General features: G+C 71.9%; 16 protein-coding genes. 5 read left to right on the forward strand and 11 right to left on the reverse strand.

Annotation, left to right across the window (positions count from 1 at the left end):
- Positions 1 to 93: 93 nt before the first annotated feature.
- The gene (locus M2163_RS26650) at positions 94 to 762 is read right to left on the reverse strand and encodes a TetR/AcrR family transcriptional regulator (protein WP_280850342.1); all 669 of its coding nucleotides are present in this window, start codon (positions 760 to 762) and stop codon (positions 94 to 96) included.
- A 114-nt stretch (positions 763 to 876) separates the two neighbouring features.
- Here M2163_RS26650 and M2163_RS26655 point away from each other — a divergent pair, with 114 nt between their 5' ends.
- The 3 genes from M2163_RS26655 to M2163_RS26665 all read left to right on the forward strand — a co-directional run bounded on the left by M2163_RS26655 (position 877) and on the right by M2163_RS26665 (position 4201).
- Positions 877 to 1911 carry a medium chain dehydrogenase/reductase family protein gene (locus M2163_RS26655; protein ID WP_280850341.1) on the forward strand — a complete coding sequence of 345 codons (1035 nt, stop codon included), beginning with the start codon at positions 877 to 879 and terminating at the stop codon, positions 1909 to 1911.
- A 157-nt stretch (positions 1912 to 2068) separates the two neighbouring features.
- Positions 2069 to 3130 (forward strand): right-handed parallel beta-helix repeat-containing protein, encoded by a 1062-nt coding sequence (locus M2163_RS26660; protein WP_280895231.1) that lies wholly within the window; start codon positions 2069 to 2071, stop codon positions 3128 to 3130.
- Positions 3131 to 3172: 42 nt separating this feature from the next.
- Positions 3173 to 4201 carry a methyltransferase gene (locus tag M2163_RS26665; protein ID WP_280850339.1) on the forward strand — a complete coding sequence of 343 codons (1029 nt, stop codon included), beginning with the start codon at positions 3173 to 3175 and terminating at the stop codon, positions 4199 to 4201.
- Positions 4202 to 4289: 88 nt separating this feature from the next.
- Here the strand turns inward: M2163_RS26665 and M2163_RS26670 are convergent, their stop codons facing one another.
- The 10 genes from M2163_RS26670 to M2163_RS26715 form a co-directional block, all read right to left on the reverse strand.
- Positions 4290 to 4622: a TcmI family type II polyketide cyclase gene (locus M2163_RS26670; RefSeq protein ID WP_280854138.1), complete on the reverse strand. Its 333-nt coding sequence runs from the start codon at positions 4620 to 4622 to the stop codon at positions 4290 to 4292.
- A 20-nt stretch (positions 4623 to 4642) separates the two neighbouring features.
- Positions 4643 to 5122: an SRPBCC family protein gene (locus tag M2163_RS26675; RefSeq protein ID WP_280895232.1), complete on the reverse strand. Its 480-nt coding sequence runs from the start codon at positions 5120 to 5122 to the stop codon at positions 4643 to 4645.
- A 1-nt stretch (position 5123) separates the two neighbouring features.
- On the reverse strand, positions 5124 to 5381 hold the full coding sequence (locus tag M2163_RS26680) for an acyl carrier protein (RefSeq protein ID WP_280850337.1): 258 nt from the start codon (positions 5379 to 5381) through the stop codon (positions 5124 to 5126).
- A gap of 57 nt (positions 5382 to 5438) precedes the next feature.
- Positions 5439 to 6689, reverse strand: a complete 1251-nt coding sequence (locus M2163_RS26685) for a ketosynthase chain-length factor (protein ID WP_280895233.1) — start codon at positions 6687 to 6689, stop codon at positions 5439 to 5441.
- Positions 6686 to 7954: a beta-ketoacyl-[acyl-carrier-protein] synthase family protein gene (locus M2163_RS26690; RefSeq protein WP_280850335.1), complete on the reverse strand. Its 1269-nt coding sequence runs from the start codon at positions 7952 to 7954 to the stop codon at positions 6686 to 6688. Before M2163_RS26690 ends, M2163_RS26685 begins: the two co-directional genes overlap by 4 nt.
- Positions 7951 to 8403, reverse strand: coding sequence for a cupin domain-containing protein (locus M2163_RS26695; RefSeq protein ID WP_280850334.1), 453 nt, complete (start codon positions 8401 to 8403; stop codon positions 7951 to 7953). Before M2163_RS26695 ends, M2163_RS26690 begins: the two co-directional genes overlap by 4 nt.
- A 66-nt stretch (positions 8404 to 8469) precedes the next feature.
- Positions 8470 to 9627, reverse strand: a complete 1158-nt coding sequence (locus M2163_RS26700) for a SchA/CurD-like domain-containing protein (RefSeq protein WP_280895234.1) — start codon at positions 9625 to 9627, stop codon at positions 8470 to 8472.
- 132 nt (positions 9628 to 9759) lie between these two features.
- Positions 9760 to 10374 carry a class F sortase gene (locus M2163_RS26705; protein WP_280897319.1) on the reverse strand — a complete coding sequence of 205 codons (615 nt, stop codon included), beginning with the start codon at positions 10372 to 10374 and terminating at the stop codon, positions 9760 to 9762.
- A 199-nt stretch (positions 10375 to 10573) separates the two neighbouring features.
- Positions 10574 to 10945, reverse strand: a complete 372-nt coding sequence (locus M2163_RS26710) for a hypothetical protein (RefSeq protein WP_280850332.1) — start codon at positions 10943 to 10945, stop codon at positions 10574 to 10576.
- Between the two features lie 147 nt (positions 10946 to 11092).
- Positions 11093 to 12748 (reverse strand): FAD-dependent monooxygenase, encoded by a 1656-nt coding sequence (locus tag M2163_RS26715; RefSeq protein ID WP_280850331.1) that lies wholly within the window; start codon positions 12746 to 12748, stop codon positions 11093 to 11095.
- A 227-nt stretch (positions 12749 to 12975) separates the two neighbouring features.
- Here M2163_RS26715 and M2163_RS26720 point away from each other — a divergent pair, with 227 nt between their 5' ends.
- Together M2163_RS26720 and M2163_RS26725 are read left to right on the forward strand one after the other, a co-directional pair.
- The gene (locus M2163_RS26720) at positions 12976 to 13350 is read left to right on the forward strand and encodes a hypothetical protein (RefSeq protein ID WP_280850330.1); all 375 of its coding nucleotides are present in this window, start codon (positions 12976 to 12978) and stop codon (positions 13348 to 13350) included.
- A 126-nt stretch (positions 13351 to 13476) separates the two neighbouring features.
- Positions 13477 to 14721 carry an alpha/beta hydrolase-fold protein gene (locus tag M2163_RS26725; protein ID WP_280895235.1) on the forward strand — a complete coding sequence of 415 codons (1245 nt, stop codon included), beginning with the start codon at positions 13477 to 13479 and terminating at the stop codon, positions 14719 to 14721.
- The last annotated feature ends 141 nt before the right edge of the window (positions 14722 to 14862 follow it).

Here is a 14862-nt window from a genome sequence, read left to right on the forward strand (position 1 = left end):
TGTGACCTCCGGTGACGGCGGATCCGCGGTCGTCGCCGGCGTGGCGGACGGCGCCGCCCCGCACGCGCCGGAAGTGCGCCGACACGACGAATGTCACATCCCCTCGTGGCCCGCCCCGCCGGTCAGCTCCTCCAGTTCGGCGGCGTAGAAGAGCGCGGGGTCGAACCCCATCCCGGTGAAGTGGCCGGCGAGCTCCAGGGACAGGGTGCCGTGCAGCCGGGTCCAGAAGGTCAGGGCCCGGTGGAGGGTCGCGGCGGGGGCGGGGTGGTCGCCCGCCCAGTCCCGGTGTTCTTCGAGGTGGGCGGCGAACGGCGTCACCGGCCCGCCCGACGGCTGCCCGGCGATGGCGTCCAGGATGGCCGCCATGACCTCGGACGCGATCGCGGTGATGTCGTCCGGCGCGTGATAGCCGGGGACCGGTGTGCCGAAGAGGAGGAAGTAGCGCTGGGGGTCCTCCAGGGCCCAGGTCCGCAGGGCGCCCGCCAGTGCGCTGACGTCGGCGCCGGGCCGGGCGGCGGTGGCGCGGAAGGTGTCGGCGAGGCTGCGGTACGCGTCCCTGATGAGTTCGGTGATCAGCTCGTCGCGCCCCGCGTAGTACCGGTACAGGGCGGGTCCGCTCATGCCGAGCCGCTTGGCGATCGCGTTGAGGGAGAGCGCCGACGCGCCGGCCGTGGCGATCTGCTCCCACGCGTGCGCCTTGATCTCCGTGCGCACCTGGGCGCGGTAGCGCTCGCGCGGGGTCTTCGCTTCCGGATTCACCATGGTTAGAGGGTATCACTGAAGTTATTGACACTTCCGTACTCTGTAGTTATAACTTCTAACGAAAGCGAAGGCGCATAACAACGCCGGCAGTCAATCGTCTGTGTGGAGGTCGTCATGAACACCGAAGGACTCGTCGAGGTCGTCCTGCCGGGGAAGGTCGAGCCCGAGGGGCTGCAGATCCGGCACGGAGCGGTGCCCGCCGCGGGCCCCGGCCAGGTCGTGATCCGGATGGAGGCGACCGGCGTCTCCTTCGCCGAGCAGCAGATGCGCCGCGGCCGCTACTACGACCAGCCGCCGTTCCCCTTCGTCCCCGGCTACGACCTCGTCGGCACGGTGCTCGCGACGGGTGAGGGCGTCGACCCGCACCTGGCCGGCACCCGCGTCGCCGCCCTGGTCAAGGTCGGCGGCTGGGCCAGCCACGTCCTCGTCGACGCGGCGGACGTGGTGCCGGTGCCCGACGGCATCGGCGCCGCGGAGGCCGAGACCCTCGTCGTCAACGGCATCACCGCCTGGCAGATGCTGCACCGCAAGGCCCGCGTCCGCGCCGGGCAGACGGTCGTCGTGCACGGCGCCAACGGCGGCGTCGGCTCGGTCCTGGTCCAGCTCGCCCGGGCCGCGGGCGCCCACGTGATCGGTACGGCCTCCCCCCGCCACCACGACGCCCTGCGGGAGAAGGGCGTCGTGCCCGTCGACTACCGCGCCGACGACCTCGCCGCCCGGATCCGCGCACTCGCCCCGCGCGAGGGCGTCCATGCCGTCTTCGACCACGTCGGCGGCCGCGGCATCGTCGACTCCTGGCGCCTGATCGCCCCCGGCGGCACGCTCGTCTCGTACGGCAGCGCCGCCACCCGTGACGCCGAGGGCTCCCGGCAGTGGCCCGTGCTGAAGCTCCTGGGCCGGGTGTGGCTGTGGAACGCGCTGCCCAACCGCCGCCGCGCCTTCTTCTACAACGTGTGGGCCGGGCGCGCCCTGGCCAAGAACCGCTTCCGGGCCCGCCTGCGCGCCGACCTCACCGAGGTCTTCGCCGCCCTCCAGCGCGGCGAGGTCACCGCCCAGATCGCCGCCCGGCTGCCGCTCGCCCGCGCCGCCGAGGCCCTGCGGCTGGCCGAGTCCGGGACCGTCGCCGGAAAGGTCGTCCTCAACCCGTAGCGAGCGGACAGCCGTCGACGCGGACGCTCGCCACCCCGACGACCCCCGCCACCACCCTCGGCATCACCTCCACGGACCGGGAACCGAGGGCCCGTGACACGCCCCCGGACGGCCCATACCGCTCATGTGCGACCTCTCGGGTCATACCGTACCGAATATGATGAGATTTCATATCTCCCACCTGGCATGCCTCGCGGCGATCATCGGGGCGGTGTTCGGGGCCGCCCCGCCCGTCGCCGCCCACCAGATGACCCACGTGGTCTTTCCCGGACAGTCGATCCAGCGGGCGGTGGACGCCGCCGAACCCGGTGACACCGTCCTGGTGACCCCCGGCACCTATCGCGAGAGCGTCAAGGTGAGCACGCCCGGGATCACCCTGAGCGGCACGGGCCGCGAGACCGTCATCGAGCCGGCCACGACGAAGGCCGGCAGCCCCTGCGCCGAGGCCGGCAACGGCATCTGTGTGATCGGGACGAAGGACCACGACGTCGAGGGCGTCACCGTCGCCTCCCTCACCGTCACCGGGTTCACCGGCAGCGGCGTGTTCGCCATGGCCACCGACGGGCTCACCGTGCGGAACGTGACCGCGGTGCGCAACGGGGTGTGGGGCATCGCCCAGGAGCGTTCGGTGCGCGGGGTGTTCCGGAAGAACACCGCCCGGGACAACGGCGACGCCGGCCTGTTCCTCGCCAACACCGTCAAGGAGGAGGCGGGCGCCGCGGACACCCGGGGGACGGTGGTCGAGCACAACCGCCTGGAGGGCAACCGGATCGGCATCACCGTCCGGCGCCTGCGGAACCTCACCGTCGCGGGCAACCACCTCACCGGCAACTGCGCGGGCGTCTTCGTCGTGGGCGACGAGAACAAGCCGCGGGCCGGCGCGCTGACCGTGCGGGACAACACCGTCGTGAAGAACAACAAGTCCTGCCCCAAGACCGCGCGGCTCGACGCGCTCCAGGGTTCCGGCATCGTGCTGACCGGCGCCGAGGACACCCTGGTGACGCAGAACCGCGTCATCGGCAACACCGGCAACTCGCCGCTGTCGGGCGGCATCGTCCTGTTCAAGAGCTTCGTGGGCACCACCAGCGAGCGGAACCGGATCACCGACAACACGCTGGAGGGCAACGCCCCCGCCGACATCGTCAACACGGACGCCGGCAAGGACAACACCTTCGAACACAACGTCTGCCGGGCCTCCAAGCCCGCGGGGATGTGCTGACCGGCCATGGTCACCCAGGAACTCGACGAAGAAAGGCGGCCCATGACGACCGCTCAGACCGCTCCGCCGCCGTCCATGCGGCTCCGGGAGCTGGTGTTCGGCGCGGCCTGCGCGGCCGCCCTGCGCGCGGCCGCCCGGCTGGGCGTCGCCGACGCCCTCGAGGACGGCCCGACGGCCGTGGAGGACCTCGCGGCCGCGGTGAAGACCGAGCCCGGGACCCTGCGACGGCTCCTGCGCGCCCTGTCCTGCCACGGCATCTTCACCGAGCAGCCGGACGGGAGGTTCGCGCACACCGACATGTCCCGGCTGCTGCGCGAGGACGACCCGAACAGCCTGCGCGCCATCGCGCTGTGGTGCACCGAGCCGTGGACCTGGGCCGCGTGGCCGATGCTGGACGAGGCGGTGCGCTCCGGCCGCAACGTCGTGGAGGACCTCTACGGCAAGGAGTTCTTCCAGTACCTCAACGAGGACGCCCCGGAGTCGGCGGACGTCTTCAACCGCGCCATGACGACCTCCAGCGTGCAGTCCGCACGGGACGTCGCGCAGTTCCTGGACCTGTCGGGATGCGGGTCGGTCGCCGACATCGGCGGTGGCCAGGGGCATGTGGTGGCGAGCCTGCTGGAGAAGTACCCGGCGCTCCACGGCACCCTGCTCGACCTGCCGCGCGTCGTGGAGAACGCCGACCCCCGGCTGCGTCCGGGAGGCGCGCTCGCGGACCGGATGCGCCTGGTGCCCGGCGACTGCCGCGTCGCCGTCCCGGTCAAGGCCGACGTGTACGTCATCAAGAACATCCTGGAGTGGGACGACGACAGCACGTCCCGCACCCTGCGCAACGTCATCGAGGCGGGCGGCCCCGGAGCGCGGGTCGTGGTCATCGAGAACCTCGTCGACGACTCGCCCTCGATGCGGTTCAGCACCGCCATGGACCTGCTGCTGCTCCTCAACGTCGGAGGGGCCAAGCACACCACCGAGAGCCTGACCGGCAGGCTGACGGAGGCGGGCCTGGTCATCGAGGACGTCCGCCCGGTCAACCCCTATCTGCACGCGTTCGACTGCACCGTCCCCGCCTGACCGGGGCGCGGTCGCGCGGACAGCCGCGCGCCGGGCACGTGGTCCACGTGCCCGGCGAGCAGCGGTCGTACGGCGGGCGTACGGCGGTTCAGGAGGCGGTGTCGCGTTCCCAGCGGTAGAAGCACCGCGCCATCGCGTCCTTCGGCGACCGCCAGGTCGCCGGGTCGTACGCGCTGACGTACGCCGCGAGGCGCTCGCTGACGTCCCGGAACTCGGGGTGTCCGGCCGCCTTCGCGATGGCGGGGCCGGGGTCCTGCTCCGACTCGATGAGGTGCAGGTACACGTCGTCGAACTGGAAGAGGCTGCGCCGGGCGACCCCCACGAGGTGCGGAAGTTCGCCGCGGTCCGACTCCTCGAACACCTTGGCGATGTCCAGGGCCGACTCCGGGGCCATGCGGGCGACGATCAGGGTCTGGTGCATCGTCATGTCCTCCGTCCCGCTCAGTCGGACATCATCTGCACGGGCCGGCGCTCTTCGGCGGCCTGCTCGATGCGGTCCCGGATCAGTGCCATCTGGACCTTGGAGTTCCGGTTGATGTTGTCCGTCATCCAGGCGTCGTCGACCGGGGCGTCCGGGCGCATCGCGAAGTCCTGCGTCCACACCATCCGGGTGCCCTCGGGGACCTTCTCGTACTGCCACACGATGTTCATGTAGGCGAAGGGCCCGGTCTCGACCCGGCGGGCCCGCACGGTGAGCGTGTCGGGGTCCGGCTCCCGCTCCGAGACCCAGCTCCACACCTTGCCGTCCTGGTCGGGGTGCATGGTGAGCCGGAACGTGGTCCTGTTGCCCTCCCGGGACAGGATCTCGGCGGAGGCGTACTCGCTGAACAGCCGCGGCCAGCTCTCGACGTCGTTGGTCATCTCCCAGACCAGGTCCAGCGGCGCCGCGATGGTGACCTCGTTCTGCGTGTGTCCGCTCATGTCAGGCTCCTGCCAGCAGCGCGCTGTTGACGAGTTCGAGGAACTGCCGGGGGCTCTTGGACTTCTCCGCGTCGGGAGGCATCGGGGTGCCGTACCGGTTCTCCAGCTCGCCCACGATGCCGAGCAGACCGAGCGAGTCGAGGCCGAAGGTGTCGAAGCCGGAGTCGTCGCGCTGCCGCAGCTCGTCGGGGGCGACGGTGACTCCGGCGGCCTTCTTCATGAGCTCGGCCAGCTCTTCCACGGTGATGCGGTCACTCATGGGGTTCCTCTCCTTGGGTCGTGATGTGCGGTGGTGATGGGTGGTCACGAGGCCTCGCTAGGAGGCGCCGGCGGCACCGCGCCGTAGCACCAGCGCCGCGTTCGACCCCATGAGTCCCCGGCTGAGGACCAGCGCCGTGCGCACCTCGGCGGCTCGCGCGCGCACCGTGACGAGGTCGAGGTCGTGGCAGATGTCGAAGACGTTGGGGGTGGGCGGGATCAGCCCGTGCTCCATCGCGAGCACCGCGGCGGCCACGTCCAGGACGGGAGCCGCGCCGTAGGCCCGGCCGACGGCGGTCTTCGGCGCCGTGACGGGCACCCGGGCGGCGTGCGCACCGAGGGCGTCCGCGATCGCCAGCGCCTCGGCACGGTCGGCCTCCGGGACCCCGAGGGCGTCGGCGAAGACCACGTCGATCTCCTCCGGCGCGCACCCCGCCTCGTCCAGGGCGCCCCGGATCGCCTGGGCCAGCCCCTGGCGGGACTCCTGCCAGCGGGAGGCGCCGGTGAAGGTCGCCGCGTGTCCGGCCAGGGTGGCCCGTACCGGCACGCCCCGATCCCGGGCCGCGCCCTCGGCCTCCACGACGAGCATGGCCCCGCCCTCGGCCGGCACGAACCCGCAGGCCGCGGAGGTGAACGGGCGGTAGGCACGGTCCGGTTCGGCGACCGTGCTCAGCTCCTCGTAACCGAGCTGGCAGACCATCGAGTAGGGGGCCAGCGGGGCCTCGGTCGCGCCCGCCACCATCACGTCGGTGCCGCGCCGCACCGCCCGCGCCGCGTGCGCCAGGGCGTCCAGACCGCCGGCCTCGTCGGAGGCGACCACCCCGCAGGGGCCCTTGAGGCCGCGCCGGATGGAGATCTGGCCGGTGCTGGCGGCGTAGAACCAGGCGATGGACTGGTACGGCCCGACGAACCGGCTGCCCTTGCCCCACAGTTGCTGGAGCTCGCGCTGGCCGAACTCGCCGCCGCCGGAACCGGCCGCGGTGACCACGCCCACCGAGAACGGCGCGGCGTCGGTGTCGGACCGGCCGAGCCCGGCGTCGTCAAGGGCCAGGTCGGCCGCGGCCATCGCGAAGTGCGTGAAGCGGTCGGTCTGGACGAGGTAGCGCTCCTCGATCGCGGACGGCGGATCGAAGTCCCGGATCTGCCCGGCGACCCGCAGCGGCAGGTGCTCGCACCCGTCACGGGTGATCCGGTCCAGGACCGCGACGCCCTCCATGGTGGCCTTCCAGAAGGCCTCGGTGTTGGTTCCGTTGGGCGCGACCACGCCGATTCCGGTGACGGCCGCGCGTCGGGGCTGCGGTGCGCTCATTCGGTTCTCTCCCTCGGCAGGGTCATGATCACCGCGGACTGGAAGCCGCCGAACCCGCTGCCCACCGAGAGCACGCTGCGCAGCCTGCGCTCACGGGCGACCCGCGGCACGTAGTCCAGGTCGCACTCGGGGTCGGGTGTCTCGTAGTTGGCGGTGGGCGGGACCACCTGGTGGGCCAGGGCCAGCGTGCAGGCGACGACCTCGATCGCCCCGATCGCGCCGAGGGAGTGGCCCACCATGGACTTGATGGAACTCATGGGCGTGTCGTAGGCGTGTGCGCCCAGCGCCCGCTTGACCGCGGCCGTCTCGTGCCGGTCGTTCTGGACGGTGCCCGAGCCGTGCGCGTTGACGTAGTCGATCGCCGTGGCGTCGAGCCGGGCCTGGCCGAGGGCGTCCTCGATGGCGCGGGCCATCTCCAGGCCCTCACCGGTCAGACCGGTCATGTGGTAGGCGTTGCCGAAGGTGGCGTAGCCGCCTATCTCGCAGTACACGTGCGCGCCGCGGGCCCGGGCGTGTTCCAGTTCCTCCAGGACGAGCACCGCGCCGCCCTCGCCCATGACGAACCCGTTGCGCCGGGCGTCGAAGGGACGGGAGGCGTGGGCGGGGTCGTCGTTGTTCGGGGAGGTGGCCTTGATGGCGTCGAAGCAGGCCATGGTGATCGGGGAGATCGGGGAGTCCGAGGCGCCCGCGATGCACACGTCGGCCCGGCCCTCCTCGATCGTGTGGAAGGCGTACCCGACCGCGTCCAGTCCCGAGGTGCAGCCCGTGGAGACGGTCTGCACCGGCCCGCGGGCCTCGAACCGCTCCGCGACCGCCGAGGCGAGGGTGCTGGGCGCGAACGCCCGGTGCAGATGCGCGCCGGCCTGCGCGGGGTCCACGTCCCAGCGCTGCCCGCCATGGCTGACCAGGACGTAGTCGTGCTCCAGCCGGGTGGTTCCGCCGACCGCGGTGCCCAGCGAGACCCCGACCCGCCACGGGTTCTCCGCGGCGAGGTCGAGACCGGAGTCCCGTATCGCCTCCTCGCCGGCGACCAGGGCGAACTGGAGGTACCGGTCGCTCCGGGCGATCTGCTCCGCGTCCAGTCCGTGCGCCGCCGGGTCGAAGTCGCACTCGGCGGCGATCTGCGAACGCAGCCCGGACGGGTCGAAGAACGTGATGCCGCGGGTCGCCGTACGACCGCTGGTCAGCAGATCCCAGAACGCCGGGACACCGATGCCGCCCGGGGCGACGATTCCTATGCCGGTGACCGCCACGCGCCTCCTCATGAGCGCAACCCGGATCGTTCGGCCGCCCCGCCGGCGTGGACCGCCTCCGGGATCGGCATGCCGTCGGCGGTCTCGGTGTCGACGTGCCCGAGCGGCGGGCTCGGGGCCAGCGGGCCGAGGTGGAAGACCATGCGGGCCTCCACGTTGCCGACGTTGCGGAAGCGGTGCCGCATGTGGGACGGGATCAGGAGCCCCTGCTCGGGCCGCAGTTCATGGGGCTCGCCGTCCAGGTCCACCTCGAGCTGCCCGCACACCACGTAGATGAACTCCTCGGAGTACGGGTGGTAGTGCTCGGCGATGCGGTCGCCGGGCTGCACGATGGCCACGCCCATGAAACCGCTGGTGGAGCCGACCGTGGCGGGGGTGAGCATGGCGCGCAGATCGCCCCCGCGCCGGGTGTTGGGCTCGACCTCGCTGAGATCCACTACTCCGGGATGACGTTTGATCACGACGTTCCTCCGAACATGTGCTGCATCGACATGAGGGCGTGGCCGGTCACGGCCCGAGCCGGTGGTTCAGGCGCCGGGTGCGCGGCGGTCGGTGACGAGGTCCATGCGGGAGACCGCGAGGAGGTCGGCGGGGGAGCTGTCCCGCAGCGCCGGACCGTCCGTCCCGAGGGCCGCGGCGTCGAGCAGGGCCGTCAGTTCGGCGGCCCGGCCGTGGTCCGTGAGACCGAGCACGGGACCGGGGTCGCTGTCGAGCGGGCCACGCACGTCGACCAGCCGCATCACGACGTCGTCGCGCTGGAAGATCGTGCTGCGCAGCACCGGTCCGCGCGGATCGTCCGCCGCCGCCTCGTCCTGGCGGGCGAGCAGCTCGGCCAGCTGCAGGCCGCATCCCTCGCGGGCCGGGTAGTACAGCGCGTGCCGTTCGGCCTGCGGGCTTTCCTGACCGGCCGTCACATGGTGAACGGCGGGCAGAGCCGCGCGGGTGAAGAACATGCGGGCCGACTCGGGGTCGTTCAGGTCCCGGTCCTGCTCCAGATAGGGGTTGATGGCCTCCTCGACGGCCCGCACCTCGGGCTGCCGGGCGACGTGGCGCAGGGCGGCGAGCAGGTCGCCGCGCACCTCGATGGCCCGGACCACCCGGTTGCCGTGCATGAACAGCGAGGTGCGGCACAGCCGGGTGGTGTCGTCGACCCGCGGTTCCGGCGAGGTGTAGCCGGCGAGGATCTCGGCGACGGTGGCCTCGCTGCCCGGCTTGACCGTGAAGGTGAGCGCGTGGCGGATCAGTCCGTCACCGATCCTGGGCGCCGCCTGGAGCCGGCGCTCCTCGGGTCCGCTCTGCACCGCCGGTCCGCCGGTCTCGCGGACGATGTGGAAGCGCAGCGAGCGGGTGTCCCGGACGCAGCTGTGCAGCGGCTCCACCATCCGTACGTGTTCCTCGCTGTTGACCCAGGTCAGGAACGGCGGGGCGCTCTCCCACTCACTGGTGATGAGCCACTGGGAGGGGTTCTCGATGGACTGGCAGAGCTGGTCGCTGACATGTCCGGGCACCGAGGCGACCTGGCTGCACAGACTTTCGTACGCCTCCAGGAACTGCTGCTGGGCCCCGTCGTAGACGTCCACCAGCAGGACGACACGGAGCCTGGAGCCGTCGAACACGGACTGGGAGACCCGCTGCGACGCCTGTTGCGTAGGCGCTTTCGAAACACGTTCGGACGTGGTGGTCATCCTGCGCACATCTCCTTCGGGGACTAAGGCGGGCGAACGTCGGCCACGGGGCGTGACGTCGGCGTTCCTCGATCGTCAGCCCGCCCCGGGAAGCGCGCGACTCGTATGCACCGTGGGGGTGACCGGCGGGACTCACAGGAGGTGGGCGAAGACCACGAGGTTGTCCGTGTAGTCCTTGGCCGAACGGTCGTAGTCGCCCGCACATGTGATGAGCCGGACCTCGGGCCGGGCCGTGTCGTCGTACACCCGCCGGCTGGGGAAGTCGTCCTTCTCGAACGTCTCCACGCTGTCGACCACGAAGGACGCCCTGCGTCCGTCGGCCCGGTCGACGTGGAAGACGTCGCCCTTCTCGAGCTCACCGAGGCGCACGAACACGGCCGCCGACGTGGCCGTGTCGACGTGCCCGGCGATGATCGCGGTGCCCGGCTCGCCGGGGGAGACGCCCTTGGCGTGCCAGCCGACGAGGTTGACGTCGTCGGCGGGAGGCGGTTCGAGACGGCCCGTGGGACCGATGGCCAGGTCCGTGAAGGGGGCGTCGACCGAGATCTTCGGCACGAGCAGCCGGACGGGTCGGGAACGCGGGAGCTGTCTGCCCGCCGGCTGTCCGGCCGCCTGTCCGGGCGGGGGAGCCGACGCGGCCGGCACCGAGGCGGGTGCGGCCAGGGGCGGCCGGGAGATCTCCGACGCCCCGTCGTTCCCGCCGAACAGGCTGACGGCGAGCACCAGGATCGCCGCGGCGCCCAGCATCAGCTTGGTGTGGGACCCCTCCCCGGACGGGGCGGGTTCGTCGGGGCCGGGACTGTCTGGGGGAGGAGAAGGACTGACTGCCATCGGACACCACCTCTCCAGGACATGGCAGCGATCGGGGCGGACGGGGCACGGGGAGGGACGGCCGGGCCGCCACGCGCCACGCGCGTGGCGGCCGCGGCTATCGCGCCCGGCATGGTCAGGCCATGCTTCCGACGGTCCTCTTCCGGCGTGCCGCGTACAGTCCGGCTGCGGCGACGCCCAGCATCGCGAGGCCGCCCGTGGTCACCGCCGGGGAGGCCAGCCCGCCGCCGCCGGTGTGCATCCCGCCGCTGGGCTTCTCGTGGCTGCCGCTCCAGCCGCCACCCTCGTGCTTGCCGCCGCCGGACTCCCGGCCCTCACTGTCCTTGTCCTTGTAGGTCTCCGGGTCGTACTTGGGGTTGTTGTGCTCCTTGCTCCAGGAGGAGCCCGACGAGTCCCAGTCGTCCCCGGCCGCGTGGGCGCCGGGAGCGCCGAGAACGAGGACGGCCGAGGCCGCCGCCGTGGTCAGGAGGATGCGAGCAGAACGCATGTGATGTTCCTTCCGTCGACGGCCGGGCAGCTGGTGCTTCGTCAGCTGGGATGGCCCGCCCCCGACGTGATCCACCGTCAGTCAGGCGGGCGTTCACCACCACTCAAGGCGTTCACCCGGGTGAAACCCACCCGGATCGAGCGCGCGTCAGAGGGACTTCAGCACGGCCTTCAGGACCTGACGCAGCGCCGACCGCGCGTCCGGGACCGGTCCCGGCGAACGCCAGGCCACGAACCCGTCGGGCCGCACGAGCACGGCGCCCTCGGGCGTCGTTCCGTGCGCGGCCGACCAGTCGGTGCCGTCCTCGGGCGTCAGCTCGGCGTGCGGTCCCGCGCCCAGCCGGTACGAGACCAGCGGGACGGACGTCTCCTCGGCGAGGCGGACGGCGGCCTCGTGCCAGCCACTGGCCGATCCGGCTCCGCTGAGCAGGACGAGCGAGCGTTCGTAGAGGTCCAGGGTGGAGATCCGCTCACCCTGCTGACGTACCGCCATGTGGGGTGCCCTGCTGCCGGGTTCACCGGACAGGTCCAGGCGGTCCGGGACGACCGGGCCGGCGGGGTCGGCGCCCACGACGGCGCCCTGCGGATAGCGGTAGCCGAGGGCCACGTTGAGGATGCCGCGCTGCGGGCCGCCGCCGGTGCCGGGGGCCGGGGCGTAACCGGGGTGGCTGTGCTCGGCCGAACGGGCGGCGGCGCGGGCGCTGGTCGCCTCCGCCACCGGGCGCCGCTCCGCGTCGTAGGAGTCGAGGAGCCCTTCCCCGGCCCACCCCCCGAGGACCGCCGCGAGCTTCCAGGCGAGGTTGTGCGCGTCCTGGATACCGGTGTTGGAGCCGAACGCCCCGGTGGGGGACATCTCGTGGGCCGAGTCGCCGGCCAGGAAGACGCGCCCCGACCGGTAGCTGCGCGCGACGCGCTGGGCGGCGTGCCAGGGGGCCCGGCCGGTGATCTCCACGTCCAGATCGGCGACACCGATCGCGCGGCGGATGTGGGCGACGCACCGCTCGTCGGTGAACTCCTCCAGCGTTTCGCCGCGTTCGGGGTGCCAGGGCGCGTGGAAGACCCAGTTCTCACGGTTGTCCACGGGCAGCAGGGCGCCGTCGGCCGCCGGGTCGGTCAGATAGCAGACGATGAAACGGCGCTCGCCCACGACGTCGGCCAGGCGGCGGGAGCGGAAGGTGATGCTGACGTTGCTGAACAGCTCACCGGGACCGCTCTGGCCGATGCCGAGCTGCTCGCGGACGGGGCTGCGGGGGCCGTCGGCGGCGACCAGGTAGTCCGCGAGGACGGTGGTGTGCTCGCCGGTCTCCCGGCTCTTGAGGACCGCGGTGACGCCCGAGCTGTCACTCTCGAACGACAGCAGTTCGGTGGCGTACCGCAGATCGCCGCCGAGCCGGCCGGCGTGGTCGAGCAGCACCGGCTCCAGGTCGTTCTGGCTGCACAGACACCATGAGCTGGGGCTGAAGCGGGCCAGTCCGCCGCCCGCGTCGATCTCCTTGAACAGCCACTCGCCCGCGTCGCCGACGAGGGTGGGGGTCTGCAGGATGCCGTGGTTGTCGGCCAGCGTGGCGGCCGCCTGACGGATCATCGGTTCGAGGCCGGCCGTGCGGAACAGTTCCATCGTGCGCACGTTGTTGCCGCGGCCTCGGGGGTGGATGGAGGTGCCCGCGTGGCGCTCCACCAGGGTGTGCGGTACGCCCAGCCGGCCCAGGAACACCGAGGTGGACAGGCCGACGAGGGAACCGCCGACGATGAGGACCGGGACCCGGTGCGTCGCGGGGCCGGCCTGGGCAGCTCTCTGGTTCATCACTCGCCTCCAGCGCGTCGTGTCCGCCGACTCGTCCGGATACGGCGGGGAGCTTCATGCATGCCCCGGGACACGGACACGGGCACAGGCTTCACCCGCTCAACACGCCTGGTTCCCCGAGTCGGCGGGCAGCCCGCGCCGCCGAACCCATGTCGGGGTCTGCCCGGCGGAGGCAGATTTCGCTCCCCTGGCGGAGGAGGAACCGGGAGTGAATAAGATCTGCTCTCATGTCGAACCCTGACGAGCTGCTCGTCGCCCTCTCCGCCGCGGTGGAGTCCGAGCGAAGCAATCAGATGTCGCTGACCGTGGTCGTCGGCGGGGCCGTCATCACCGGCCGGCTGGCTCCCGAGGCCGTGTGGAGGGAGCGCGTGGCGGAGGTCCTGAAGGACTCCGACCGCCTCGGCCCGTTCTCCGACGTGTTCGCCGGCACCCCCCGGGGGGAGCGCCCCGCGCGGGAGGAGGCGCCCACCCATCTGCACTTCCACCTTGCCCGCATCCTGCAGGGCAGCCTCGGCATCCCGGAGACGGGGGGCATGTACCGGGTCGCGATCAAGGACGTCAGCGCCTGGACCGTGGGCGATCTCAGCTACATCGATCAGTAGGCCCGCACCGCCTTTCGCGGTAAGGAATGCCCCCTTTTGCGGTAATTGGGGAACGCGGAGGATTCCAGGGCCCTCCTCCTGTGCGAAGGAAGACGCACAGGCAGGGGAAGTCGGGGATCAACCGGTATGGGTCTGACCAGCGAGACGACCGTGTACGTGATGGCGGCACTCGCCGCCGTGTGTGTGGCCCTGCTGGTCTGGCGGTGGCCGCGGTTCGCCCGGCAGGGCCTGCCGCAGGTGCTCGGACGCCTGGCGGCGCTCGGGGCCACCCAGGTGGTGATCCTCGCCGCGTTCGCCTGCTGGCTGAACTCCTCGTACCAGTTCTTCGGCTCGTGGAGCGAACTCCTCGGCCGCGTGGAGACGGCCCCCGTCGGGGTGACACCGGCGGGGAACCACGGCGGCGCCGGCTCGGTCGACGGCGTCGCCGCGCAGGGGGCGCTGGTGCAGCCCGCCTCCGACGAGCAGCTCGGCCGGGTCAGCGGACTGCCCACCGGCCCCGCGGCGGTGACCGGCCGGGTCGAGTCCGTGAAGGTCGTCGGCCGCCGCACGGGTGTGGTCGACCCGGCGTTCGTCTATCTGCCGCCGCAGTACTTCCAGAAGGCGTACCGGCGCCAGCGCTTCCCCGTGATCGTCGCGCTCAGCGGCTACCCGGGCAGCATCTTCAACCTCGCGCAGCATCTGCGGGTGCCGCAGACGGCCGGGGCGCTGCAGAAGAGCGGCCGGATGCAGCCGACCGTCATGGTGATGATCCGGCCGACGATCGCCCCGCCGCGCGACACCGAGTGCGTCGACGTACCGGGCGGCCCGCAGACCGAGACCTTCCTGGCCAAGGACCTTCCCGACGCCCTGAAGTCCGCCTACCGGGTCGGCCATGACGCCAGTGCCTGGGGGGTCATGGGCTACTCCTCCGGCGGCAGCTGCGCCCTTCAGCTGGCGATGCGCGACCCGCACGTCTACCCGACGGCCGCGGCCCTGTCGCCCGACTACAAGGTCAAGGACGACCCGACGACCGGCAACCTCTTCGGCAGCGGGCCCGGCCGCACCGAGCGGATCAACGGCCACGACCTGATGTGGCGGCTGGCGCACCTGCCCGCCCCCGAGGTCTCCGTCCTGGTGGCCGAGAGCAGGCACGGCGAGCGTGGCTATCCCCGCACGCAGGCCTTCATCCGGGCCGTCAAGGCACCCATGCGGGTCGTGTCGATCCTGCCGGAGCACGGCAGCCACAACTTCCCCACCTGGGTGCAGGAGATGCCCCCCGCCCTGCGGTGGATGAGCGGGCAGCTGACGTTCCCGCAGGACGTCGTGCCCCGTCACCACAGGAAGGGGCCGACGGCCGCGGACCAGCCGAGGCCCGGATGGCGCGGGCCTTGACCCGTCCCATGTCGTGATCCGGTGGCGGTGTTGGGGAGTTGCTGGTTCGCAGGGGGAACGGTGGCGTTACGTCTTTTCCCATCCTTTAGTCTGTTGGCGCGCCGACGGCATGGCGGGAACATCTGTTCTGTTCCGCAATCG

Origin of the sequence: Streptomyces sp. SAI-135 (genome assembly GCF_029893805.1) — a bacterium.
Classification (GTDB): domain Bacteria; phylum Actinomycetota; class Actinomycetes; order Streptomycetales; family Streptomycetaceae; genus Streptomyces.